The 23,291-nt window shown below is 72.1% G+C and carries 24 protein-coding genes; 19 read left to right on the top strand and 5 right to left on the bottom strand.

The window, feature by feature from the left end:
* Nucleotides 1–11: 11 nt before the first annotated feature.
* The 3 genes from DFJ66_RS22120 to hpt are packed head-to-tail and all read left to right on the top strand — an operon-like array spanning nucleotide 12 to nucleotide 2,515.
* Entirely contained in the window at nucleotides 12–1,034 is a 1,023-nt protein-coding gene (locus DFJ66_RS22120) for a zinc-dependent metalloprotease (protein ID WP_121223564.1), read from the top strand.
* A complete protein-coding gene (gene tilS, locus DFJ66_RS22115; protein ID WP_121223563.1) occupies nucleotides 1,031–1,945 on the top strand; it encodes a tRNA lysidine(34) synthetase TilS in 915 nt (304 codons plus the stop codon). The genes DFJ66_RS22120 and tilS overlap by 4 nt, the downstream gene beginning before the upstream one ends.
* Nucleotides 1,946–1,963: 18 nt before the next feature.
* On the top strand, nucleotides 1,964–2,515 hold the full coding sequence (gene hpt, locus DFJ66_RS22110; protein WP_121223562.1) for a hypoxanthine phosphoribosyltransferase: 552 nt from the start codon (nucleotides 1,964–1,966) through the stop codon (nucleotides 2,513–2,515).
* Between the two features lie 63 nt (nucleotides 2,516–2,578).
* On the opposite strand, the gene DFJ66_RS22105 is transcribed toward hpt, so the two are convergent.
* Complete coding sequence (locus DFJ66_RS22105; protein ID WP_121223561.1) at nucleotides 2,579–4,279, bottom strand: substrate-binding and VWA domain-containing protein; 1,701 nt, start codon at nucleotides 4,277–4,279, stop codon at nucleotides 2,579–2,581.
* 421 nt (nucleotides 4,280–4,700) lie between these two features.
* Here DFJ66_RS22105 and ftsH point away from each other — a divergent pair, with 421 nt between their 5' ends.
* Genes ftsH through DFJ66_RS22060 form a run of 9 tightly spaced genes read left to right on the top strand, consistent with a single transcriptional unit; the run spans nucleotide 4,701 to nucleotide 12,585 of the window.
* The gene (gene ftsH, locus DFJ66_RS22100) at nucleotides 4,701–6,893 is read left to right on the top strand and encodes an ATP-dependent zinc metalloprotease FtsH (protein WP_121223560.1); all 2,193 of its coding nucleotides are present in this window, start codon (nucleotides 4,701–4,703) and stop codon (nucleotides 6,891–6,893) included.
* A gap of 5 nt (nucleotides 6,894–6,898) precedes the next feature.
* Entirely contained in the window at nucleotides 6,899–7,525 is a 627-nt protein-coding gene (gene folE, locus DFJ66_RS22095; RefSeq protein WP_121231565.1) for a GTP cyclohydrolase I FolE, read from the top strand.
* Nucleotides 7,526–7,554: 29 nt separating this feature from the next.
* Nucleotides 7,555–8,340 carry a dihydropteroate synthase gene (gene folP, locus DFJ66_RS22090; protein ID WP_121223559.1) on the top strand — a complete coding sequence of 262 codons (786 nt, stop codon included), beginning with the start codon at nucleotides 7,555–7,557 and terminating at the stop codon, nucleotides 8,338–8,340.
* A complete protein-coding gene (gene folB / locus DFJ66_RS22085; RefSeq protein ID WP_121223558.1) occupies nucleotides 8,333–8,695 on the top strand; it encodes a dihydroneopterin aldolase in 363 nt (120 codons plus the stop codon). The genes folP and folB overlap by 8 nt, the downstream gene beginning before the upstream one ends.
* Nucleotides 8,688–9,176, top strand: coding sequence for a 2-amino-4-hydroxy-6-hydroxymethyldihydropteridine diphosphokinase (gene folK, locus DFJ66_RS22080; RefSeq protein WP_121223557.1), 489 nt, complete (start codon nucleotides 8,688–8,690; stop codon nucleotides 9,174–9,176). The genes folB and folK overlap by 8 nt, the downstream gene beginning before the upstream one ends.
* 11 nt (nucleotides 9,177–9,187) lie before the next feature.
* Nucleotides 9,188–9,367, top strand: coding sequence for a hypothetical protein (locus DFJ66_RS22075; RefSeq protein ID WP_147459332.1), 180 nt, complete (start codon nucleotides 9,188–9,190; stop codon nucleotides 9,365–9,367).
* A 22-nt stretch (nucleotides 9,368–9,389) separates the two neighbouring features.
* Nucleotides 9,390–10,046 (top strand): maleylpyruvate isomerase family mycothiol-dependent enzyme, encoded by a 657-nt coding sequence (locus tag DFJ66_RS22070; RefSeq protein WP_121223555.1) that lies wholly within the window; start codon nucleotides 9,390–9,392, stop codon nucleotides 10,044–10,046.
* A gap of 23 nt (nucleotides 10,047–10,069) precedes the next feature.
* Complete coding sequence (locus tag DFJ66_RS22065) at nucleotides 10,070–10,522, top strand: DUF3180 domain-containing protein (RefSeq protein WP_121223554.1); 453 nt, start codon at nucleotides 10,070–10,072, stop codon at nucleotides 10,520–10,522.
* A gap of 50 nt (nucleotides 10,523–10,572) precedes the next feature.
* The gene (locus DFJ66_RS22060) at nucleotides 10,573–12,585 is read left to right on the top strand and encodes a DUF6779 domain-containing protein (protein WP_147459331.1); all 2,013 of its coding nucleotides are present in this window, start codon (nucleotides 10,573–10,575) and stop codon (nucleotides 12,583–12,585) included.
* Nucleotides 12,586–12,605: 20 nt separating this feature from the next.
* Here the strand turns inward: DFJ66_RS22060 and DFJ66_RS22055 are convergent, their stop codons facing one another.
* Both DFJ66_RS22055 and DFJ66_RS22050 read right to left on the bottom strand, forming a co-directional pair.
* Complete coding sequence (locus tag DFJ66_RS22055; RefSeq protein WP_211351272.1) at nucleotides 12,606–13,679, bottom strand: NADH-quinone oxidoreductase subunit D; 1,074 nt, start codon at nucleotides 13,677–13,679, stop codon at nucleotides 12,606–12,608.
* A 20-nt stretch (nucleotides 13,680–13,699) separates the two neighbouring features.
* Nucleotides 13,700–14,608 carry an SAM-dependent methyltransferase gene (locus DFJ66_RS22050; protein WP_121223552.1) on the bottom strand — a complete coding sequence of 303 codons (909 nt, stop codon included), beginning with the start codon at nucleotides 14,606–14,608 and terminating at the stop codon, nucleotides 13,700–13,702.
* Between the two features lie 30 nt (nucleotides 14,609–14,638).
* On the opposite strand from DFJ66_RS22050, the gene DFJ66_RS22045 reads away from it, so the two are divergent.
* The 5 genes from DFJ66_RS22045 (at nucleotide 14,639) to DFJ66_RS22025 (ending at nucleotide 18,998) form a co-directional block, all read left to right on the top strand.
* Complete coding sequence (locus tag DFJ66_RS22045; protein ID WP_121223551.1) at nucleotides 14,639–15,814, top strand: PrsW family intramembrane metalloprotease; 1,176 nt, start codon at nucleotides 14,639–14,641, stop codon at nucleotides 15,812–15,814.
* An 88-nt stretch (nucleotides 15,815–15,902) separates the two neighbouring features.
* On the top strand, nucleotides 15,903–16,793 hold the full coding sequence (locus DFJ66_RS22040; RefSeq protein ID WP_121223550.1) for a Rossmann-like and DUF2520 domain-containing protein: 891 nt from the start codon (nucleotides 15,903–15,905) through the stop codon (nucleotides 16,791–16,793).
* A gap of 6 nt (nucleotides 16,794–16,799) precedes the next feature.
* Nucleotides 16,800–17,690, top strand: a complete 891-nt coding sequence (panC, locus tag DFJ66_RS22035) for a pantoate--beta-alanine ligase (RefSeq protein ID WP_121223549.1) — start codon at nucleotides 16,800–16,802, stop codon at nucleotides 17,688–17,690.
* A 13-nt stretch (nucleotides 17,691–17,703) separates the two neighbouring features.
* On the top strand, nucleotides 17,704–18,180 hold the full coding sequence (gene panD / locus DFJ66_RS22030) for an aspartate 1-decarboxylase (RefSeq protein WP_121223548.1): 477 nt from the start codon (nucleotides 17,704–17,706) through the stop codon (nucleotides 18,178–18,180).
* A 32-nt stretch (nucleotides 18,181–18,212) separates the two neighbouring features.
* A complete protein-coding gene (locus DFJ66_RS22025; protein ID WP_121223547.1) occupies nucleotides 18,213–18,998 on the top strand; it encodes a type III pantothenate kinase in 786 nt (261 codons plus the stop codon).
* Nucleotides 18,999–19,332: 334 nt separating this feature from the next.
* On the opposite strand, the gene DFJ66_RS22020 is transcribed toward DFJ66_RS22025, so the two are convergent.
* Complete coding sequence (locus DFJ66_RS22020) at nucleotides 19,333–20,097, bottom strand: class I SAM-dependent methyltransferase (RefSeq protein ID WP_121223546.1); 765 nt, start codon at nucleotides 20,095–20,097, stop codon at nucleotides 19,333–19,335.
* A 50-nt stretch (nucleotides 20,098–20,147) separates the two neighbouring features.
* Here DFJ66_RS22020 and lysS point away from each other — a divergent pair, with 50 nt between their 5' ends.
* Entirely contained in the window at nucleotides 20,148–21,659 is a 1,512-nt protein-coding gene (gene lysS, locus DFJ66_RS22015; protein ID WP_121223545.1) for a lysine--tRNA ligase, read from the top strand.
* A 113-nt stretch (nucleotides 21,660–21,772) separates the two neighbouring features.
* Entirely contained in the window at nucleotides 21,773–22,120 is a 348-nt protein-coding gene (locus DFJ66_RS22010) for a histone-like nucleoid-structuring protein Lsr2 (protein ID WP_073886911.1), read from the top strand.
* Between the two features lie 181 nt (nucleotides 22,121–22,301).
* Here the strand turns inward: DFJ66_RS22010 and DFJ66_RS22005 are convergent, their stop codons facing one another.
* Complete coding sequence (locus tag DFJ66_RS22005) at nucleotides 22,302–23,111, bottom strand: (2Fe-2S)-binding protein (RefSeq protein ID WP_121223544.1); 810 nt, start codon at nucleotides 23,109–23,111, stop codon at nucleotides 22,302–22,304.
* Nucleotides 23,112–23,291 lie beyond the last annotated feature (180 nt).

The raw sequence follows: 23,291 nt of genomic DNA, 5'->3' as shown, positions 1-23,291 counted from the left end.
GCGTTCGGGGCGTGAACCGCGCAGCGCAGGACCACCGTGCGGGCAGCGACCCGGTCGACTGGGAGCTGGCCATCGCGACCGCCGCCCGGCTCGTGCGCCCCGGACCCGTGGTGCCCAGAGCGGAAGCGGACATCGCGGTCGGGCGGTTGCGCGAGCAGGCCATCGACGCCGAGGTGCACGTCCGGGAGCTGACCGGGCTGGGGCACGGGCTGCCGCTGCGGGCGGGCGAGGTCGTGGACCGGCCCGGGTGGGTCCGGGCGGCCGTCCAGGGGCTGTCCGCCCTGACCGATGGTGCGCTGCCGCGGCAGTCCGGCGCGTTCAGCGGAGTCCTGGCGGGCACGGCGGGCGTGCAGGCGGGCGTGGTCATCGCGTTCCTGAGCGGGCGCGTGCTGGGCCAGTACGACCCGTTCTCGGACGGAGGCAGGCTGCTGCTGGTCGCCCCGAACATCGTGGGCGCGCAGCGGGCGCTGGACGTCGACGGCGCGGACTTCAGCATGTGGGTGTGCCTGCACGAGGGCACGCACCGGCTCCAGTTCACCGCCGTCCCGTGGCTCGGCGAGCACTTCTCCGGACTGGTCACCAAGCTGCTGTCGACCATGGACGACGGGGTCGCGCTGCGCCTGCGCGACCTGCCGCGCCGGCTGCGGGAGGCGGGCGGGTTCGTGGACCTGCTGCAGAACCCGGCGCAGCGGGAGGTGCTGGACAAGCTGATCGCCCTGTCCACGCTGCTCGAAGGGCACGCCGACCACGTCATGGACGCGGTGGGTCCCGAGGTCGTGCCGTCCGTGGGGGTCATCCGCGAGCGGTTCACCGCCCGGCGCAAGGGCGGCGGCATGCTCGACCGGGTCCTGCGGACGCTGCTCGGCGTGGAGGCGAAGGTCCGCCAGTACGCCGAGGGCGCGGCGTTCACCAGGCACGTCGTGGACGCCGTGGGCATGTCCGGCTTCAACGCGGTGTGGACCGGGCCGGACACCCTGCCCACCCGCGCCGAGATCACCGACCCGGCCGCCTGGCTGCGCCGCGTCTCGCCGTGAACGGTCCGGTCGACCGGGTGCGCGTCGCGGTGCGGCGGTTCCTGGCCGAGCACCGGCCCGAGGAGGTCGCGGTGGCGGTGTCCGGCGGGGCCGACTCGCTGGCCCTGGCGGCGGTGACCGCGCGGCTGCGACCCGGCTCGCGGGCGGTCGTGGTGGACCACGGTCTCCAGGAAGGGTCGGCCGAGGTCGCCGCCGACGCTGCCGCCGTGTGCGCCGGGTTGGGCTTGCGTGCCGAGGTGCGGACGGTCGTGGTCGAGGGACCCGGTGGTCCGGAGGCCGCGGCCCGGCGGGCGAGGTACGCGGCGCTGCGGCCAAAGCGAGGCGTGGTCCTGCTCGGGCACACCCTGGACGACCAGGCGGAGACGGTGTTGCTGGGCCTGGGCCGGGGCTCCGGGCCGCGCAGCATCGCCGGGATGCGGGCGTGGGACCCGCCGTGGGGACGTCCGCTGCTGGGCGTCTCGCGTGCGGACACCCGTACCGCCTGTGCTCTTCTCGGGCTGACCCCGTGGAGCGACCCGCACAACGCCGACCCCTCCTACACCCGCGTCCGGCTGCGCACGGAGGTCTTGCCGCTGCTGGAGGACGTGTTGCAGGGCGGTGTGGCGGACGCGTTGGCCCGCACGGCGGCACAGTTGCGCGAGGACTGTGACGCACTCGACGACCTGGCCCGGACCTGCTGCGACGATCGTTGCGACGTCAAGGAGTTGGCCGTCCTCCCGGCCGCGCTGCGCAGGCGTGTGCTGCGCCTGTGGCTGATCGAGGAGGGCGTGCCCGAGTTGTCCGACTCGCACCTGCGACGCGTGGACGCACTGGTCGCGGAGTGGCACGGTCAGGGCGGGGTTTGGCTGCCCGGCGGCTTTGTGGCACGCCGCGCGCATGGCAGGCTTCGAGTCGAACCAGTGCAGTCATGACCAAAAAGGGGTTCGTCCGTGTACGACGGCGACATCGCCTCCGTGCTCATCACCGAGCAGGAGATCAGTGACAAGGTCACGGAGCTGGCCAACAAGGTCGCGGCCGACTACCCGGCCGACGGCGGGGCCGACCTCGTCTTGATCACCGTGCTCAAGGGCGCGGTGATGTTCATGACCGACCTGGCGCGAGCGCTGCCGGTACCGGTCCAGTTGGAGTTCATGGCGGTCAGCTCCTACGGGTCGTCCACGTCCTCGTCGGGCGTGGTGCGCATCCTGAAGGACCTGGACCGCGACATCGCGGACCGCGACGTGATCATCGTCGAGGACATCATCGACTCGGGCTTGACGCTGTCGTGGCTGCTCAAGAACCTGGCCTCGCGCAAGCCGCGGTCGCTGGAGGTGTGCTCGCTGCTGCGCAAGCCGGACGCGGTGAAGGTCGACGTGCCGGTGAAGTACGTGGGCTTCGAGATCCCCAACGAGTTCGTGGTGGGGTACGGGCTGGACTACGCCGAGCGCTACCGGGACCTGCCGTACATCGGCACGCTCGACCCGAAGGTGTACTCGAGCTGACCAGCTCGGCCGAGAACGCGAAAGGGGCGCCTCCCGGGCCGGGGAGCGCCCCTTTCCCATCAGCTAGCAGTTGGGCCGGCAGCGCCGCTGGGAGATGGCGTCCAGCAGCACGGTCTTGATGTCGTCCGGCTTCAGCGCCTGGTAGGACTTGCCGCCGGTCGCCGCGGCGATCTGCTTGAGCGTCTCCATGTCGGCGTCCGGCCCCAGCCCCACCATGAACATGGGCACCGGGCGGGCCGGGTCGGCTTCCTTCTTCAGCGTCTCGATCAGTTCCGGCAGCTTGAGCGTCGAGATGTCGTCGTTGCTGCCGTCCGTCATGATCGTGACCGAGTTGATCTTCGACGGGTTGAAGGTCTGCTGCGCGTGCCGGAACGCCGCCAGCACCGTGTCGTTCAGCGACGTCCCGCCGCCGACCAGCGCCGGAACGCTCCCCGCGCCCTTCTGCAGCTGCTCGCGGCGGGTCTTGCCGGCCAGGGGTTCGCCGAGCGGACCGGCGGGCACCAGTTCGACGTACCCCTTCGGCTTGCGGTTGGTCGAGAACGCCCACAGGCCGATCTCGGAGGTGTCCGGCAGCATCGCCAGCGCCGTCAGCGAAGCATCCCGGGCCGCCTCGACCCTGGTCAGCTCGCTGCCCTGCATCTTCTCGGCCATCGAGCCCGACACGTCGAGCACCGCCAGGATCCGGGTGTCCAGGCTGACCGCGCCCCACGTCCGCAGCAGCTCGGAGACCTGGTCGGGGGACGGCGTCTTGAGCATGGCCACGTCGTCGCCGCGCACGCCGTCCTTCTCGTTGCTCCAGCCCTGCGGGGCCTTGCCGTCGGGCGTGCGGAAGCCCGCCTCGGCGAAGCGCTGGGCCGTGCGGCCGCCCCGCAGCGCCTTCTCGAAGCCCTCGGCGGCCTGGGCGGTGCCGGCCTGCTCGCCCGCCCGGCTCACGCGCACGACCGGGTAGTCGAAGGTGACCGTGCCCTCCTTGGGGTAGGACGCCACGACCCGGCGGGAGCCGGCCGCCCGGTTCGCCGACAGCACGTTCTGCTCGGCGGCGGTGAACACCGGGGCGTTCTCCGCGCCCTGCACGACCTTGCCGAACGCGTCGCGCACGGACGGCAGCGCGTTGCGGCCGACGCGCAGCAGCGCGCCGATCAGCTCGGGCTTGGGGGTGCCGTCCGGGTTGCCGAGCTGGGCGCGGATGACGGCGAGCGTCGCCAGGCCCTCGGTGGACGTGGTGGGGTCGCTCAGCGACACCGGCACGCGCGGGTCGACGACCTTCGCCCAGGTCACGGGCGTGATCGGCCAACCCAGATCGGTCATCGACCTCTCGGAGCCCGCGATCACCAGCGGTGACGAGGCGAGCGAGTCCTTGATGTCCAGCCGGGGCGCGTCGGCGCCCTGGTCACCGGCCTGGCGCTGGGTCTCGGCGGCCCACATGGACGAGTCCGGGATCCACAGCGCGGGCGGGTTGATCTGGGCGGTCGGCAGCTCGTGGGACACGTCGGCCGCGCCGCGCGCCTCGACCTGCACCTGGACGCACTTGCCCTCGACCACGGGCTGTCCGGCCTGGTAGTCGTCGGCGGCGCCGCGGACCACCTCCTCGGCCGCCGGGGTCACGGCGACCTTCAGCGGCAGGGTGCCCTTGCACTCGGGACCACTGGTGGCCTTGATGGCGACGACCGCGACACCACCCGCCGCGATGACGCCCAGGAGGGCGCCGAGGGGCAGGGCTATCCGGCGCGCCCGGCTGGGGGAACGCTCGTTGCGAGCTGACATACCGTTAGTACCTTCGGTTGGTGTTCACCCTTTCGGGTGGGCGTTGAACACTCAGTAACTGCCGAGGATGACACGGGCCGCTCACGTGACAAACTCTCGTGTTCCACGTCACTCGAATGACCCTCACTTGGTTGCTACCTGCTAGTAACGCAACACCCCCAGTCAGTGTTACGGCCCGGTAGCCCCCGAAGTTCATGATCGTTCGCACGCCCGGGTGAACCCGCTTGACCTGCGCACCGTGTTCGCGGTCACCGCGGGGAACACTTGACGCCCCTCGGCCGTTGGTCCGGCGAGACGTGACTGCCCCACACGCGGAGCACTCCGCCCGTGCTCAGGGCGGTAGGCTGGTCGGACGGGTCGTGCCCGTCCGCGCCCGTCACCAAGTCAGGGAGGGTCGAGGCCGCCCGCCGGCCGTAAGTGAATGGACCGCAAGCGCCTGCTTCGCAACCCGCTGCTGTGGATCGTGGCGGTGTTGTTGCTCTACTACGTCTTCTCCATGCTCTTCGACGACACCAAGGGCTACACCGAGGTCAAGACGTCCCAAGCACTCCAGCAAATCCGGGACGGCAAGGTCAAGGAAGCCACGATCGAGGACAAGGAGCAGCGCCTCCGCCTGACCCTGGTCGACGGGGCGAACTTCGAGGGCCACGACCGGCTGATCACGCAGTTCCCGGCCAGCTCCACGGACGAGGTGTTCACCATCCTCGACCAGGCCGGCAACAAGCCGACCGTAGCGACCAAGGTCAGCCAGGACTCGTTCTTCGTCCAGCTGCTGCTGTACCTGGTCCCGCTGGGCCTGCTGTTGCTGCTGCTGATGTGGATGATGAACAACGCCCAGGGCGGCGGGAACCGCGTCCTGAACTTCGGCAAGTCCAAGGCCAAACAGCTGTCCAAGGACATGCCCAAGACGACGTTCGCCGACGTCGCGGGCGCCGAGGAGGCCGTCGAGGAGCTCCAGGAGATCAAGGACTTCCTGCAGAACCCCGGCCGCTACCAGGCGCTGGGCGCGAAGATCCCGAAGGGCGTCCTGCTCTACGGCCCGCCCGGCACCGGCAAGACGCTGCTCGCGCGTGCCGTCGCCGGTGAGGCCGGGGTGCCGTTCTACTCGATCTCCGGCTCGGACTTCGTGGAGATGTTCGTCGGTGTCGGCGCCTCCCGCGTGCGCGACCTGTTCGAGCAGGCCAAGCAGAACGCGCCGTGCATCATCTTCGTCGACGAGATCGACGCGGTCGGCCGCCACCGCGGCGCCGGCCTCGGCGGTGGCCACGACGAGCGCGAGCAGACCCTCAACCAGCTGCTGGTCGAGATGGACGGCTTCGACTCGCGCGGCGGGATCATCCTGATCGCGGCGACCAACCGGCCCGACATCCTGGACCCGGCGCTGCTGCGCCCGGGCCGCTTCGACCGGCAGATCCCGGTGTCCGCGCCGGACCTGAAGGGTCGCAAGCAGATCCTGCGCGTGCACGCCAAGGGCAAGCCGTTGGGCCCGGACGTGGACCTGGACGGCCTGGCCAAGCGCACCGTGGGCTTCTCCGGCGCCGACCTGGCCAACGTGATCAACGAGGCCGCCCTGCTCACCGCCCGCCAGAACGGCACCGTCATCACCGGCGGCGCGCTGGAGGAGTCGGTGGACCGCGTGATCGGCGGTCCGGCCCGCAAGAGCCGGATCATCTCCGAGAAGGAGAAGAAGATCACCGCCTACCACGAGGCCGGGCACGCCCTGGCCGCGTGGGCGATGCCGGACATCGACCCGGTCTACAAGGTCACCATCCTCGCCCGCGGCCGGACCGGCGGTCACACGCTGTCCGTGCCCGAGGAGGACAAGGACCTGATGACCAGGTCCGAGATGATCGCCCGGCTGGTGTTCGCGCTGGGTGGCCGCTCCGCCGAGGAGCTGGTGTTCCACGAGCCGACCACGGGCGCGTCCAACGACATCGAGCAGGCCACGAAGATCGCCCGCGCGATGGTCACCGAGTACGGCATGTCCGCCCGCCTGGGCGCGGTCAAGTACGGCCAGGAGCAGGGCGAACCGTTCCTGGGCCGCACGGCCGGCCGGCAGGCCGACTACTCGCTGGAAGTCGCGCACGAGATCGACGAGGAGGTGCGCGAGCTCATCGAGGCCGCGCACACCGAGGCCTACGAGGTGCTCAACACCTACCGGGACGTCCTCGACGCGCTCACCCTGGAGCTGATCGAGAAGGAGACCCTGCACCAGAAGGACCTGGAGCGGATCTTCGCCACCGTCGAGAAGCGCCCGCGGATCACGAAGTTCAACGACTTCGGCAACCGCACGCCGTCGAACATCCCGCCGGTCAAGACCCCCGCCGAGCTGGCCAAGGAGCGCGGCGAGCCATGGCCCCCGGCCATCGAGGACACCATCGACCAGGAACTGCCGCCCGCTCAGGACCCGGTCCCCACGCCGCCGCACGGCAGCAACGGGTACCCGTACCAGCCGCAGCCGACGCACCCGTCCTCCGGCCCGCCCAACTACGGCGCGCCGCCCGGGTGGACCCCGGCCACCGTGCCGGGCGGGCAGTCGCCCCAGTGGCAGCCCGAGCCCACGGAGGCGTCCGACCAGCGGAACTTCGAGACGGACCCGGACAAGGGCAAGTGACCGACATCGACCAGGCCGGCCCCTCCGTCGTCAACGGAGGGGCCGGCCTCGCACGGCGGCCCTTCGACCAGAAGCGGGCCGAGGCGGCCGTGCGGGAACTGCTGCTGGCCTGCGGCGAGGACCCGGACCGCGAGGGCCTCATGGACACGCCCGCCCGCGTGGCGCGCGCGTACCGGGAGCTGTTCGCCGGGCTCTACACCGACCCGGACTCGGTGCTGGCGAAGACCTTCGACGAGAGCCACGAGGAGCTCGTCCTGGTCACCGACATCCCGATGTTCTCCTTCTGCGAGCACCACCTGCTGCCCTTCCACGGGGTCGCGCACGTCGGGTACATCCCCAACGAGCAGGGCCGGGTCACCGGCCTGTCCAAGCTCGCGCGGCTGGTGGACCTCTACGCCAAGCGGCCCCAGGTGCAGGAGCGCCTGACCTCGCAGGTGGCCGACGCCCTGGTGCGGCGGCTGGAACCGCGTGGTGTGATCGTCGTCGTGGAAGCCGAGCACCTGTGCATGGGCATGCGCGGCGTCCGCAAGCCCGGGTCGCGGACCACCACGTCCGCCGTGCGCGGGCTGCTGCGGACGTCGGCGTCCTCGCGCGCCGAGGCCATCGAGCTGATCAAGGGACGTACCAGGTGAGCGTGCCTCGACCGGGGCACTGCGTCGTGATGGGCGTCCTGAACGTCACCCCGGACTCGTTCTCCGATGGCGGCCGGTACCTGGACCTGGCCGACGCGGTGGCGCACGGGGTGGCGATGCACCAGCGCGGCGCGGACATCGTGGACGTGGGCGGCGAGTCCACCCGTCCGGGTGCCGCCCGTGTCGAGCCTTCGGTGGAGGCGGCGCGGGTCGCTCCCGTGATCCGCGAACTGGTGGCGGCCGGGGTGCCGGTGTCCGTGGACACCATGCGCGCCGAGGTCGCTGCGGCTGCCTTGGAGGCGGGTGCGTCGATCGTGAACGACGTGTCCGGTGGTCTCGCTGACCCCTCGATGGCGTCTGTAGTGGCGTCCGCACGGGTGCCTTATGTGCTCATGCACTGGCGTGGGCACTCGCGGCAGATGGACCAGCTGGCCGTGTACGACGACGTCGTGCGTGACGTGCGCGACGAGCTGTGCGCGCGGGTGGACGCGGCGCTGGCGGCGGGCGTGTCGTCGGACGACATCGTGCTCGACCCCGGGCTGGGGTTCGCCAAGAACGCTTCCCACAACTGGCAACTGCTGCACCGCTTGGACGAGCTGCTCGCGCTGGGCTTCCCGGTGCTCGTGGGCGCGTCCCGCAAGCGTTTCCTGGGTTCCCTGCTGGGCGGCCGGGAACCGGACGGTCGCGAGGACGCGACCGCTGCCGTGTCGACGTTGGCTGCTTTCCTTGGCGCCTGGGGCGTGCGCGTGCACGACGTGGACAAGTCCCTGGACGCCGTCGCGGTGGCCAGGGCGTGGAGGCAGGGCCATGGGTGACCGGATTTCGCTGCGCGGCTTGCGCGTGCGCGGGTTCCACGGTGTGTTCGAGCACGAGAAGCGCGACGGCCAGGACTTCCTGGTCGACATCACGGCGTGGCTGGACCTGTCCCGCGCGGCGGCCACCGACGACCTGCGCGAGACGCTGCACTACGGCGAGCTCGCCGAGCGGGCGGCGGCGATCGTGGCGGGCGAGCCGTACGACCTGATCGAGACCGTGGCGGGCAAGATCGCCGACGAGGTGATGACCGACCTGCGCGTGCGGGCGGTCGAGGTGACCGTCCACAAGCCGTCGGCCCCGATCCCGCTGACCTTCGCGGACGTGTCGGTGACCGTGAGGCGCACCCGTGACTAGGGCTGTGTTGTCCATCGGTTCGAACATGGGCGACCGGTTGGGTTACCTGCGTTCGGCGGTGGCCGGGTTCGCTGATTCCTTGGTCGCGGTGTCCCCGGTGTACGAGACCGCGCCTTGGGGCGTGACGGACCAGGACGACTTCCTGAACGCGGTGCTGATCGTGTCGGGCTCTTTCGGCCCTTGGGACTTGCTGCGGCGCGGCCAGGCGCTGGAGAACGCGTCGGGGCGGGTTCGGACGTTGCGGTGGGGTCCGCGCACGCTGGACGTCGACGTGGTGACGGTGGACGACGTGGTGTCGGAGGATCCCGAACTGCTGCTGCCGCATCCGGGGGCGCACGAGCGGGCCACCGTGTTGGTGCCGTGGCTGGACATCGACCCGGACGCCGTGCTGCCGGGGCACGGGCGGGTGGCGGACCTGGTGGCGGGCCTGGACTTGACCGGCGTCGAACGCCGCGACGACCTGTCGTTGACCTGGCGTTGATCACCGCGGTCGTGCCCGAGGTCTTCCCGTGGGTGCGCTTGCTGCCGGCCCAGGACGTCCGTGAGCTCGTCGCCGAGGTGGTGGACGCCTCCGTGGACACCGACGACCCAGGCACCGGTCGCCCGGTCGACGCCGTCATCGAGTCGTGGGAGCTCAGCGCTCGCACTGCGCCGGGGCCGGGGCGGGGTTAGCGTCGGCCGGAGGAGGTCGGTGATGAGCAACGCGGTCACGTACGACGCCGCGCGGCGGCGGATCATCAGTCTGGTCACCAACGGGGATCCCTCGGTCGAGGTCGCCGCCTGTCCCGGGTGGACGGTCAAGGACGTGGTCGCCCACCTCGCCGGTGGGCTCGGGGACTTCGTCAACCGGCGGTTCGAGGGGCACGAGACCGGGCAGTGGGGGGAGCGGCAGGTCGAGGACCGGCGGGACAAGGCGTTGGGGGAGTTGCTCGTCGAGTGGGAGCGGAACTTCGAGATCTCCGAGGGGTTGTTCGACTCGCCGGTCGGCGCGGTGCTCGTGGCGGAGATCGTGCAGCACGAGCACGACATCCGGGCCGCCCTCAACCAGCCCGGGGAACGGGACAACGTGGCCGTCCGCGCCGCCCTCACGCGTCCGATGCAGGAGCTGGACAAACGTTTGCGCGAACAGCACCTGCCCGCCCTGCGGATCACCTTGGAGCACGGTGACCGCATCCTGGGCGAGGGCGAGCCGTCCGCGACGCTGCGCACCTCGTCGTTCGAGCTGATGCGGGTCATCGGCGGACGGCGCAGCGAGAGCCAGATCCGGTCGATGGACTGGGACGCCGACCCCTCCCGCTGGCTGCCCGCGCTCCAGCTGTTCGGCGCCCGGGAGACCGCGCTCGTCGAATGAGGCTTTGGTGACACGATGGGACGGTGAGGTTCACCAAGCCCCGTGACCTGCTCGCCGTCGGCCTGATCGCGGGCCTGCTCGTCCACTTGCTGCTGCGCGTGTCCTACGACTCGCTGCCCGAGCTGCCGACGTTCGCCGGGTTCACCCTCCTCGTGATCGCCGTCGCGGACGCCGTGCTCGGTTTCTCGTTGCGCGCCCGCATCCGGCGCAAGCCGGGGGCCGCACCGGTGCAGCCGCTGACCGCCGCACGCGCGGTAGCGCTGGCCAAGGCGTCGTCACTCCTCGGGGCGATCATGGCGGGCGCGTGGGGCGGTGTGCTGGTCTACGTGATCCCCGTCCAGGGTGAGTTCGACGCCGCGCGCCACGACCTGGTCAGCGCCATCGTCGGGCTCGTCTGCGCGGCCGTTCTGATCGCTGCGGCGCTGTGGTTGGAGCACTGCTGCAAGACCCCCGAAGATCCCCACGCCAACGAGTGAATACGGGCGTGGAGGTCTCAATCGGGTAACTGACCGGTACGGTAGTGGCCATGACCGGGCGAGGCGCGTCGCAGGACGACGAGCAGCAAGATCACGGTCGTGGCATCGGGCGACTACTGCTGGTAGCAGCGTTGGCGCTCGCACTCGGTGCCGCGGCGGTGCTGGTCCTCAGCGACAACGCCCGGTGGCTGAGACTGGCGGTGGTCGCCGCGCTGTGGGCGGCGCTCACCGGGGCGTTCCTCGCCGCCCGCTACCGCAGGCAGGTCGCCGACCGCGACGACGAGGTGGCCGACCTCCAGTCCGTGTACGAGCTGGAGCTGGAGCGCGAGGTCGCCGCCCGGCGCGAGTACGAGCTGGAGCTGGAGGCGGAGACCCGCCGCCGCGTGCGCGAGGAGTCCCGCGAGGACCTGGAGGCGCTGCGCAACGAGCTGCGCGTGCTGCGGGAGAACCTGGAAGCCCTGCTGGGCGGGGAAGTCCTGGTGGAACGGGTGGCGCTGCGCGCGGAGTCGACCCGCATGCGCGCGTTGTCCGACCAGTCCCGCCTGATGGCCGTGGGGGACCAGCGGATCATCACGGCCGGGCCCGCGAAGGCCGTCGCCGCGAAGGCCGCGAACACCGTGAACGCGGCGACCGCCGGGGCACCCGGGGCTGCCGGGGCTGCCGCGGAGAAACCCAACCCGGAGCGGACGGAGCTGATCGAGCGGGTCGTCCACGACGGGCCACACCGCAAGGACCAGGCACGCCGCCCGGAACTGACCCGCCCGGAACCGGCCCGCCCGGAGACGACCCGCCCGGAACCCGCTCGCCGCGACCAGTCCCCGCCGGCCCGCCGCGAACCCCTCCGCACGACGCCGCAGCGCCCGGCCGCCGCCCGCACCGAAACCACGGAACGCGTCAACCGCGCCGACCTCGCCGCCCGACTCGCCCCGGCCGCGGCCGCGGCCACACCGCCGCGACCGGCCGAGCCGTCCCGCCGCCCCGAACCCGCTCGCCGGCCCGAGCCGTCCCGCCAGGCCGAGCCGTCCCGCCAGCCGGAACCCGCCCGCCAGCCGGAACCGGCCCGCGCGGTGGAAGCGGCCCGCGCGGCGGAGGCGACCCGCGTGGCAGAGCCGGCCCGCGTGGCAGAGCCGGCTCGTCGTGGGGAGCCCGTGCGCCCCGCCGAGCCCGCCGCGCAGGGCGAGCGCCGAAGCCGCGTCGCCGAGCGGACCGAGATGATCAGCCGCGACGCCGTGCTCGCGGACCAGGGCACCCGCCGCCCGCAAGCCGAGCCCGCCACCCGTCACGCCTCGGCCGAGCCTGCCGCGCACCACGCGCCGGCCGAGTCGGGCACCCGCCACGCGCCCGCCGAGCCCGCTACCCGTCACGCTTCCGCCGCGCCTGCCACCCGTCACGCGCCGGCCGAGCCGGGCACGCGGCACGCTTCCGCCGAGCCGACCGCGCGTCCCGTCGAGCCGGCGGCCCGGCGGGTCGAGCAGACGGGCGGGTTCCGCACGGTGGCCGCGAGTTCCGTGCGCCAGACCGAGGCCGTGCACCAGACCGGCGGTTTCCCGGTGACCCCCGCGCGTGCCGAGAGCGGGCGTCGGGCGGCCGAGACCGGTGGTTTCCGCCCGGTACCGGGGGAACGCGTCGGCCTGGAGTCCGGCGTGGACGCCGGGTTGGCCCGGCCGACCGCCGTGCGCCGCGCGGCCGAGATGACCGGCGCGGGGTACCGCCCGGTCGAGAACGCGGGCCACGCGGAGACCAAGGGCCGCCGGGCCGCCGCGACCGGGGCCGGGTTCCGCCCGGTCACGCCCGCCACCACCCGCCGGGCCGCCGAGCACACCGGCGAGTACGACCCCGTGCCCGCCGAGCGCACGCCCACCACCCGCCGGGCCGCCGAGCACACCGGCGAGTACGACCCCGTGCCCGCCGAGCGGTCGTCGGCCGAGGTGTCCGGACGCAGGCGTGCTCCCGAGCCGGAACCGGCCGGGGCGCACGCGGACGGCAAGTCGGTCAGCGAGCTGCTCGCCGCGTTCGGCGGGGCGGACTCACCCCGGCGCAGGCGTCGGCGCGGCGAGGACTGACGGGACCTGCCCGGGGCCGGCTACTTGTCGATGTCGCCGACCACCACGGCGAACGACCCCAGCACGGCCGGCAGGTCGTCCACCCGCGTGCCGGGCAGCAAGGCGGACAGGGCCTGGATGTTGTTGAACGACGGCGTCCGCAGCTTGAGCCGCCACGGCGTCTTCTCGCCCCGCGACGCCAGCAGCACGCCGGACGTGCCCAGCGGCGCCTCGACCCGCGTGTACACCGCGCCTTCGGGTGCCTTGACCGCCTTGGGCAGCCGCAGGTTCACCGGGCCGCTGGGCAGCCGGTCCAGGCACTGGAGCACCAGCCGCACGGACTGCGCGACCTCGTCCACCAGGCACCGGACGCGGGCCAGGGCGTCCCCTTCGGTCCGCACGACGGGTCGGACGTCCAGGTCGCGGTAGCCGGGCAGCGGGTCGTCTCGGCGCAGGTCGAGGTCCACCCCGGAGGCCCGCCCGATCGGTCCGGTGACGCCGTGCGCCAGGGCCGCGTCCCGGCTGAGCACCCCGATCCCGGCCAGTCCCTCGGGAACCACCCCTGTGTCCACAGTGGACACGGCGGCGCGGACCCGGTCGACCCAGCCCGCGGGGACGTCCTCGCGCAGCCCGCCGATGCGGTTGAACATGAAGTGGATGCGCCCGCCGGACGCCTCCTCGAGCACGGCCTGCACGGCTTCCCGGCCGGCGGCGGCGACCGGGCCGGTGAGCGGGGTGAGGAAGACCAGGTGCGCCATGATCCGGTTCAGCTCGCACAGCACCGCCCGCAGGACCTGGGCGCGCGGCGGGACGTCCATGCCGGTCATGCGCTCGACGGCGAGGGCGACGGCGAGCTCGTTGCAGAAGGCGGCGAGCCAGTCGTGGCGGTTGGCCAGGGTGAGGACCTGCCGGTAGTCGCGGACCTCGAAGAGCTTCTCGGCACCGCGGTGCAGGTGGCCGACGAGGGGTTCGGCGGCGGTGATGGTTTCGTCGTCGCGGACGGTCAGGCGGAGGCGGTACGCGCCGTGCGCGGACGGGTGCAGCGGTCCGAGGTCGACCACGCGGTCCACACCCAGGTGCCGCGCCCCGGCCCCCACTCCAACGGTGATCTGCACATCCTCATGCTCGCACGGCCTCATGGGGTCCACGGCGGCAGCGGAGGCAGCAGCGACGACACCGGCACGTCCACCGCGTGCAGCAGCCACCCGAACGCGCCCAGCCCCGCCGGATCCCTCAACTCCGCCACCCGGCCGGACCGCGCCAGGGACTCCAGCCACGCCATCCCCGACCCGGCCACCTCGCCCGACAGGCCCAGAGCCGCCAGGGCGTCCCGCTGCGACACCAGGACCCACTCCCCGCCCGCAGCCGCGGCACAAGCGTCCAGCGCCACGTGCGCGGTCAGGTCGCAGGACCCGTCGAACACGGGCTCGACCCGGCGACCGCCGCGATAAGCCGTGAACGTCCCTTCCGGGTACCGGCCGGCCACCCGGTCCGCCCGCACGTGCCCGTAGTCGATGGCCAGCGCCGCACCCCGCACCCGCGACACGGCGTCGGCCCAGGCGGCGTCCCGGGGCGCGCCGATCTCCGCCCGCCACCCCGGCCGCAACGGCCACCACCGGTCCAGCCACGGGTCGGAGCACGGCCACGACACCACCGGGCACGGGATGGCGTCCAACCACTCGTGCGCGACCAGCAGCCCGGTCACGGCAGAGGGCAGCGACCGTTCCCACCTCACAAGAGGCAGCGAGCGCACCGGACCGACGTCCACCGCCGTCACGTGCAGCCGCCGCCCGAGCGACCCCGACGCCAGCGACCGCACGGCCGCCGACAGCTCCCCGCCGCCCGCTCCCAAGTCGACGAAATCCACCCGCTCCGGACGACCCAGCGCGAAATCCACCCGATCGAGTAGCACCAGGAGGGCTTCGGCCAGCTCAGGGCCGATGAGGGGAGCGGTCCGGAAGTGGTCGGCGGGCAGCGAACCGCGGGTGAAGAAGCCCTCCGGACCGTACAGCGCCTCGCGCCAAGCCCCTTCCGAATCCCGCATCGGTCAAGTGTCCCTTTAAGGTTGCCCACTGTGACCGCCTCCCCTGCCCGCAAGCGCGCGAACCAGCGCCGCTGGACCGTCCTGCTGCCGGTGGTCGGCCTGATCGCCCTGGGGGTGTGCGGCCTGGTGCTGCTCGGCCTGGGCACGACGAAGATCGGCCTGGTGCCGATCCTGGTCGGTGCGGTGGCCGCGTTGCTGCCGGTCGCGGCGGTGCTCGGCGCGTTCCTGTGGGTGGACCGGTGGGAGCCGGAGCCGGCGAAGATCCTGCTGCTGGCGTTCGCGTGGGGCGCGTGCGGCGCGACCATCACCTCGCTGGTGTTCAACCAGACCGCGCACGTGCTGGGCGAGCTGATCAACGGCGGCGACGGGTCGACGTTCGCGGCCGTCATCGGCGCGCCGATCGTGGAGGAGGCGACCAAGGCCGCGTTCGTGGTGGTGTTGTTCCTGCGCCGGCGCGAGGAGTTCGACGGCGTGGTGGACGGCATCGTCTACGCGGGCGTCACCGCGGCCGGGTTCGCCTACACCGAGAACATCTACTACTTCGCCCGCGTGTTCGTGGACTCCGGGTTCGGCGACCTGTCCAGCGGCGTGATCGCCCTGTTCGTGCTGCGCGGGGTGCTCTCGCCGTTCGCGCACCCGCTGTTCACGTCCATGACCGGCATCGGCATCGGCATCGCGGCGATGACGACGAACAAGCGGGTCCGGGTGCTCGCCCCGGCCCTGGGGTACCTGGGCGCGGCCGGGCTGCACTCGCTGTGGAACTTCTCCACCACCGTGGGCACCGGGTCGACGTTCATCAACCTGTACTTCCTGATCATGGTGCCGGTGTTCGCCGCGATGGTGTGGCTGGTGATCTGGCAGCGCCGCCGCGAGCAGCGGATCGTGGCCGGGCAGCTGCCGGAGATGGCGGCCAACCGGTGGATCGCCTCCAGCGAGGTCGCCCTGCTGGCCAGCCTCCAGGGCCGGCGGCGGTGGCGGCGCACGGTCCGGCGCAAGGTCGGCGAGCAGGCCGCCCGCGCGGTCGCGGGCTACCAGGTGGCGGCGACGGAGCTGGCGTTCCTGCGCCACCGCATCGCCTCCGGCACCGCCGAGGCGGGCTCGGACGAACGTCACGCGACCCTCCTCGAAGCCCTCATCACCGCACGTCAGGCGGCCATCGACGCACCCGGTGCGCTCAAGGCCGCAGGTGGTGTTCGTCGCAGTTGACGCCCGGTCCGGCGGACGCGGATTACGCTCGCGGCCGTCGTCCGGTACCCGACCACGGGACTGGAACGCCTCGAACGGAGTACGTCGCATGGACGCGACCCCCCGCCCCGCGCGGCTGGCTGTCGGAGTGATCTCCGCCGGCCGGGTGGGCTCGGTGCTGGGCGCCGCCCTGACCCGGGCGGGCCACGTCGTCAGCTCGGTGTCCGCGGTGTCGCGCGCCTCCCTGGCCCGCGCCGAGGAACTGCTCCCCGACGTCCCCGTGCTGCCGCCGCCGGAGGTCGCCGCGAGCGCGGACCTGGTGCTGCTGGCGGTCCCCGACGACGAGCTGGCCGGGCTGGTGCGCGGGCTCGTGGCCACCGGGTCGCTGCGAGCCGGGCAGATCGTCGTGCACACCAGCGGCGCGCAGGGCGTCGGCGTGCTCGCGCCCGCGGCCGAGGTCGGCGCGCTGTGCGTGGCGCTGCACCCGGTGATGACGTTCACCGGCCGCGCCGAGGACGTCGAGCGGATGACCGCGTGCTCGGTCGGCGTGACCGCTGCGGACGGCGACGACGCCGCCTGGAACGTGGGCGAGGCCCTGGTCGTGGAGATGGCCGCGGAACCCGTGCGCATCCCCGAGGCGGCCCGCCCGCTCTACCACGCGGCCCTCGCGCACGGCGCGAACCACCTGATCACCCTGGTCGCGGACTGCGCGGACCTGCTGCGCTCGGCGGGCATCGCCGACGCCGAGCGGATGCTGGGCCCCCTGCTGTCCGCCGCCCTGGACAACGTGCTGCGCCACGGCGACCGCGCCCTCACCGGCCCGGTCGCGCGCGGCGACGCCGGCACGCTGGCCAAGCACCTGCGCGTCCTGGGCGAGCAGGCGCCTGGGACCCTTGCCGCGTACCGGGTTCTCGCGCGCCGCACCGCCGACCGCGCACAGGCCGCCGGGCTGCTCAAGCCCGAGGCGGCGACCGACGTCCGCACCACCCTCGAGGACTGAACCAGCATGACCAAGCCGCTGACCAAGGACGACTACTCGCCCCACGACGTCACCGTGCACCGCGACCCGGACCGGCTGCGGCGCGTGGTCCGGGCGCTGCGCGGCGCCGGGCGCAACATCGCGCTGGTGCCGACGATGGGCGCGCTGCACGCGGGTCACCGCAAGCTGATCCGCGAGGCGAAGGTCATGCAGAACACCGTGGTCGTGGTGTCGATCTTCGTGAACCCGACCCAGTTCGGGCCCAACGAAGACCTGGACCGCTACCCGCGCACGTTCGAGTCCGATGTGGACATGTGCCGCGAGGAGGGCGTGGGCCTGGTGTTCGCGCCGAACGCCGAGGACATGTACCTGCCCGGGTCCACGGTGACGGTGTCGCCGGGTCCGCTGGGCGACGAGCTGGAGGGCGCGGTCCGGCCCGGCCACTTCGCGGGCGTGCTCACGGTGGTCGCGAAGCTGTTCAACATCGTCGAGCCGACCTACGCGGTGTTCGGCGAGAAGGACTACCAGCAGCTCACGCTGATCCACCGGATGGCCCGGGACCTGAACTTCCCGGTCGCGGTGGTGGGCGTGCCGACCGTGCGCGAGGCCGACGGCCTGGCCCTGTCCTCCCGCAACCGCTACCTGTCCGAGGAGGAGCGGCTCGCCGCGACCACCCTGTCCGCCGCGCTGACCGCGGGCGCGCACGTCAGCGGGCAGGGCGCGGAAGCCGTGCTCAAGGCGGCCTCGGACGTGCTCGCCGCCGAACCCCGGGTCTCGGTGGACTACCTCGAGCTGCGGGCGCCGGACCTCGGCCCCGCACCGGAGAACGGCGACGGCCGGCTGCTCGTCGCCGCTCGGGTCGGCACGACCCGGCTGATCGACAACGCCCCCGTGCTGCTCGGCACCGGCGACGAGTGAGAGAGGGACCGCGATGCTGCGCACGATGCTCAAGTCGAAGATCCACCGCGCCACGGTCACCCAGGCCGACCTGCACTACGTGGGCTCGGTGACGGTCGACGTCGACCTCATGGAGGCCGCCGACCTGCTGCCCGGCGAGATGGTCGCGATCGTGGATGTCACCAACGGCGCCCGCCTGGAGACCTACGTCATCCCGGGCGAGCGCGGCACGGGCGTGATCGGCATCAACGGCGCCGCCGCGCACCTGGTCAAGCCCGGTGACCTGGTCATCCTGATCGCGTACGGGCAGATGGACGACGCCGAGGCGCGGTCCTACCAGCCCAAGGTCGTCTTCGTGGACGCGGACAACAAGGTCGTGGACCTGGGCGCGGACCCGGGGCACGCGCCCGAGGGCTCGGGCCTGGTGTCCGGTGCCGTGGTGGAGCCGGAGGTCGTGTCGGAGACCGAGGACGCCACCGCGCTGGACGCGTTGATCCAGGCCGAGAACTAGCTCCTATCCAGCTCGAGAACCAGGAGTCGGGCGTGCTGCTCGCCATCGACGTCGGCAACACCAACATCGTCCTCGGCCTGTACGACGGCACCGGCGACAAGGCCGCGCTGGTCCGCGACTGGCGCATGCGCACCGACGCCCGCATGACCGCCGACGAGCTGGCGTTGACCATGCGCGGCCTGCTCGGCGAGTACGCGGACAAGATCACCGGCATCTCGGCGCTGTCGACCGTGCCCGCGGTGCTGCGCGAGCTGCGCGTGATGCTCGGCCGGTACTACTCGGCGGTGCCGAAGGTGCTGGTGGAGCCGGGTGTCCGGACCGGTGTGCCGCTGCTGGTGGACAACCCGAAGGAGGTGGGCTCGGACCGGGTGATCAACACCCTGGCCGCGCACCACCTGCACAGCACGGCGTGCGTGGTCGTGGACTTCGGCACGTCCACCAACCTCGACGTCATCTCGGCGAAGGGCGAGTTCCTGGGCGGGGCGCTGGCGCCCGGCATCGAGATCTCGGTGGACGCCCTGGCGGCGCGCGCGGCCCAGCTGCGCAAGGTCGAGCTGGTCCGGCCGCGGTCGGTGATCGGCAAGAACACCGTGGAGTGCCTGCAGTCGGGCATCGTGTACGGGTTCGTCGGGCAGGTGGACGGGCTGGTGCGGCGGATCATCGACGAGTTGCAGGTCAGCGAGCCGGGGCCGGTGGCGGTGATCGCGACCGGTGGGTTGGCGCCGCTGGTCGTCACGGAGTCGGCGACCATCCAGAGTCACGTGCCGGATCTCACCCTGCTCGGCTTGCGGCTGGTGTTCGAGCGCAACATGCGCTGACGCTTGTTCCTGGGCGCTGTGCGCTCTCAAGCGGTCGCGCTTCGCGCTCTCAAGATCAAAAGCGGCGCTCGCCGCGCGGCAGGCCCCCGGGGGGTGGAAGGGCGTCGGTTTCTTCCCCCGTACGGCCTGCCGGAGGCAACCACCCTTGGCCCGTTTGTGCAACCGGAAAAGCTGGTTGCACAAACGGGCCAAGCGCGGTTGGGCTGCGCCCAGGCCGTACGGGGGAAGAAACCGAGGCCCTTCCTGTGGCTGGCAGCCCAGGGCGCCTGCGGCGCGGGGGTGCGGGGGTGGCGGGGCGGCGGGGTGGCGGGGTGGCGGGGCGGCGAGTGTGGGGTCAGACGCGGATGAGGCGCTTGACGTAGGTGATGAGCGGCAGGTCGAACTCGCCCTCGGCGGTTTCCGGGCGGGAGCGCAGGTAGGTCAGCATCTTCTCCAGGAGCCGCTCGCGCTCGTCCCGTGGGATCACCAGGGTGTGCGAGTGCGTGCCCACTGTCGCGACCAGGCTTTCCGCCGTGCGGCGGTGGGTGTGGCGGAAGGTGGTGTCGGTTGCGTCCCGGAACAGCTCGTGGTCCGGGATCGTCCGGCCGGCGACACCCACGGCCGCCGAGATCGCGCCGGAGACCGCGCCGAACTCCGCCACCCACTCGACCGAGGTGTCGTCGCTGTTCCACAGGGCCGCGAGGACGCCGCCGGGGCGCAGGACCCGCGCGATCTCCGGCATGGCCTTGTCCGGGTCGAACCAGTGGAACGCCTGCCCGACCAGCACCGCGTCCACCGTCGAGTCGGGGACCGGGATGCGTTCCGCCGAACCCGGCAGCGCCCGGACGCCGCCGCAGTGCCGGACCAGTTCCGACAACATGGCCTCGTCCGGCTCGACGGCCGTCACCTGGTGGCCCTCGGCGACGATGCCGGTGGTCAGCTTGCCGGTGCCGGCGGCCAGGTCGAGCACGCGGTGGGAGCCGGGGCCCAGCGGCGCCAGGGCCCAGCGGATCGCGGTGGCCGGGTAGTCCGGCCGGTGGCGGGCGTAGGCCTCGGCCTGCGGTCCGAAGGAGCTGGCTCGGCGAGCAGTCACGTCGTCACTCGTCACCGCACCCACCATAGTGAGAACCCGTTCGATTCCCCGACCGGCCTTTCCGTACCCTTCTTGGCGTGAGTGAGCTGCCTGCGAACCCAGCCGTGACCAGTGACGACGATCTGCCCGAGCAGTTGCGCGTGCGCCGGGAGAAGCGGGCGCGGCTGCTGGAACGCGGAGTCGACCCCTATCCGGTCGAACTGCCGCGCACGCACACGCTGCGCGAGGTCCGCGAAGCGCATCCGGACCTGGAACCCGACACCGCCACCGGCGAGGTCGTCGGCGTCACCGGCCGGGTGATGTTCCTGCGCAACACCGGCAAGTTGTGCTTCGCCACGCTGCGCGAAGGCGACGGCACCGAACTCCAGGCCATGCTCAGCCTCAACAACGTGGGTGAGGAGTCGCTGGGCGAATGGAAGTCCGACGTCGACTTGGGCGACCACGTATTCGTGCGCGGCGAGGTCATCACGTCACGTCGCGGTGAACTGTCGGTGATGGCGCACGAGTGGCGGATGGCGGCCAAGGCCCTTCGCCCGCTGCCGGTGGCGCACAAGGAACTCGCCGAGGAAACCCGCATTCGCCAGCGGTACGTCGATCTCATCGTGCGGGAGCAGGCGCGCAACACCGTGCGCAACCGGGCCGCCGTCGTGCGGTCCCTGCGGGACTCGTTCCACCGGCGCGGATTCGTCGAAGTCGAGACCCCGATGTTGCAGACGTTGCAGGGCGGCGCGGCGGCCCGGCCGTTCGTCACCCGCTCGAACGCGCTGGACATGGACCTGTTCCTGCGGATCGCGCCGGAGCTGTACCTCAAGCGGTGCGTGGTCGGCGGTATCGAGAAGGTCTTCGAGATCAACCGCAACTTCCGCAACGAGGGCATGGACTCGTCCCATTCGCCCGAGTTCTCCATGCTGGAGTACTACGAGGCGTACGCCACCTACGACACCAACGCGGTGCTCACGCGCGAGCTGGTGCAGGAGGCGGCGATGGCCGTCGCCGGGTCGCACGTGGTGACCCTGGCCGACGGCACGGAGTACGACCTGGGCGGCGAGTGGACCACGCTCACCATGTACGGGTCGCTGTCGGAGGCGGTGGGCGAGGACGTCACGCCCGAGACGCCCGCCGAGCACCTGCGCAAGCTCGCCGACCGCCACGGCCTGGAGACCGACCCCAAGCTGGGGCACGGCAAGCTGGTCGAGGAGCTGTGGGAGCACCTGGTGGGCGACCACCTGCACGCGCCGACCTTTGTCCGTGATTTCCCGGTCGAGACCTCGCCGCTGACCAGGCAGCACCGGACGGAACCGGGCGTCGCCGAAAAGTGGGACCTGTACGTGCGCGGATTCGAGTTGGCCACGGGTTACTCGGAACTGGTCGACCCGGTCGTGGAGCGGGAGCGGCTGGAAGCCCAGGCCAGGTTGAGTGCCGCCGGGGACGCCGAGGCCATGCCGGTGGACGAAGACTTTCTGCGATCGCTGGAGTACGGAATGCCACCGAGCGGTGGCGTCGGAATGGGCATCGACCGACTGCTGATGGCCATCACCGGCCTGGGTATCCGGGAGACGATCCTGTTCCCCCTCGTGCGCCCGGAATGAGTAACTTCTTCGGCTCCGGTCTGCGCATTGCGGTACTTGTGCGCTAACCTGCACTCCGTAAAGCTTTGGGTCGCGGTCGGGGAAACCGCGCATTCGAGTCCAGGAGGATACGCATGGCGCAGAAGGTCACCGTGACCCTGGTCGATGACCTGGACGGTGGGAAGGCGGAGGAGACGGTCGGCTTCGGTTTGGACGGCGTGTCCTACGAGATCGACCTTTCCGCGGATAATGCCAGTCGGCTCCGCGACGCTCTCGCCGACTTCGTCGCCAGTGCTCGCAAGGCGGGCGGTCGCAAGCGCGGTCCGGGTCGTCCGGCCGGGGTCAAGGCGGCGCGTCCCGCGTCCGCGGACCGCGAGCAGAACCAGGCCATTCGGGAGTGGGCGCGCAAGCAGGGGATGAAGGTGTCCGATCGCGGGCGCATCCCGGCGGAGGTGCTGGAGGCCTACCACCAGCAGGGCTGAGGGTGTGATTGTCGTGGCGCACGCCACGTCAATTACGTCAATCGACGAAGGGGCACCGGTTTCGACCGGTGCCCCTCGGTTGTATTCGGGGTGGAGATCTTCGTCGGACGTCGGAAGGTGAAGTTCACAACGATGTCGCGCGAACTTGTGGATCTTCTGTGAACGGATGCCGCCGAACGGATCAACGCGCGGTGGCGCGCGGGCACGTGTCGCACACCTCGGCGCCGGGCAGCGCGAAGTGGAAGCAGCAGCTCTGGCGGCGCCGGGTCCAGCCGGCCGGGGTGGCGCGCAGGGTCGTGGCCGAGGTGAACGGCTCGATCCGGTCCGGGAGGAGCAGGGCGGCGTCCGCCACACCGGCGGCCTCGTCGCCGCACAGCTGACCGGCCCGCCAGGCCGCGCCGTCCAGGGCGTCGGTGGCGGCGGCCCACAGCGTCCGCCTGCCCAGCCGCACGGTTGGCCCGAAGGCCCGCACGAACTCGGCGGCGTGCGCGGCGAACCGGGCCCGCAGGAGGGCGGCCAGGGCGTGCTCGTCGGCCACGACGGTGGCCGCCGGGTGGTCGCCCTCGGGGTCGTCGGGCAGGCACGCGAAGTCCTCGGCCAGCAGCGCCACGGCCACGATGTGCGGGCGGCCGTCGTCGGCGACCCGCACGGCCACGTCGGAGGGCCGCAGCGACGGCACCCGGCGGGCCTGGTGGAACAGGGTGCCGCCGACCATGCCGACGACGCTGAGGTACCAGCTCATGACGTACCCGGCCGTCGTGCGCTCCGGGGCCTCGCCGTAGTGCTCGACCAGCCAGCGGCCCAGGTCGGCCCGCCAGGCGTCGAACCGGGCGGGCTCGGCCATGAAGGCGTCGGCGGTCGTCCAGCCGACCGGGTCCTCCGGGAGGCCGAAGCGCACCTCGCACCACTCGGCGAGGGCGTTCGCCCGGCCCAGCGACCCGGCGATGGGCGTGCGCGCTTCGCGTGCTCGTGTCCTCGCCGGTACGGTCATGTGTGGAAGGCCCTCGCGGTCGGTTCTTAAGGCTTGCCTAACCTTACCGAGGTTTGCTCGTCTCGGTGGCCGACGGTGACCCCGGTCACGCCACCGGGACGCCGAGCGGCGGGGTGTTCGCGTTGAGCGGACATCGCCCGATCCGTGGAATCTGCCTGGCAGATCCCACGTTGGTACCGA

Origin of the sequence: Saccharothrix variisporea, assembly GCF_003634995.1 — a bacterium.
GTDB classification, from domain to species: domain Bacteria; phylum Actinomycetota; class Actinomycetes; order Mycobacteriales; family Pseudonocardiaceae; genus Actinosynnema; species Actinosynnema variisporeum.
This window is presented reverse-complemented; position numbering and strand designations above follow the sequence as displayed.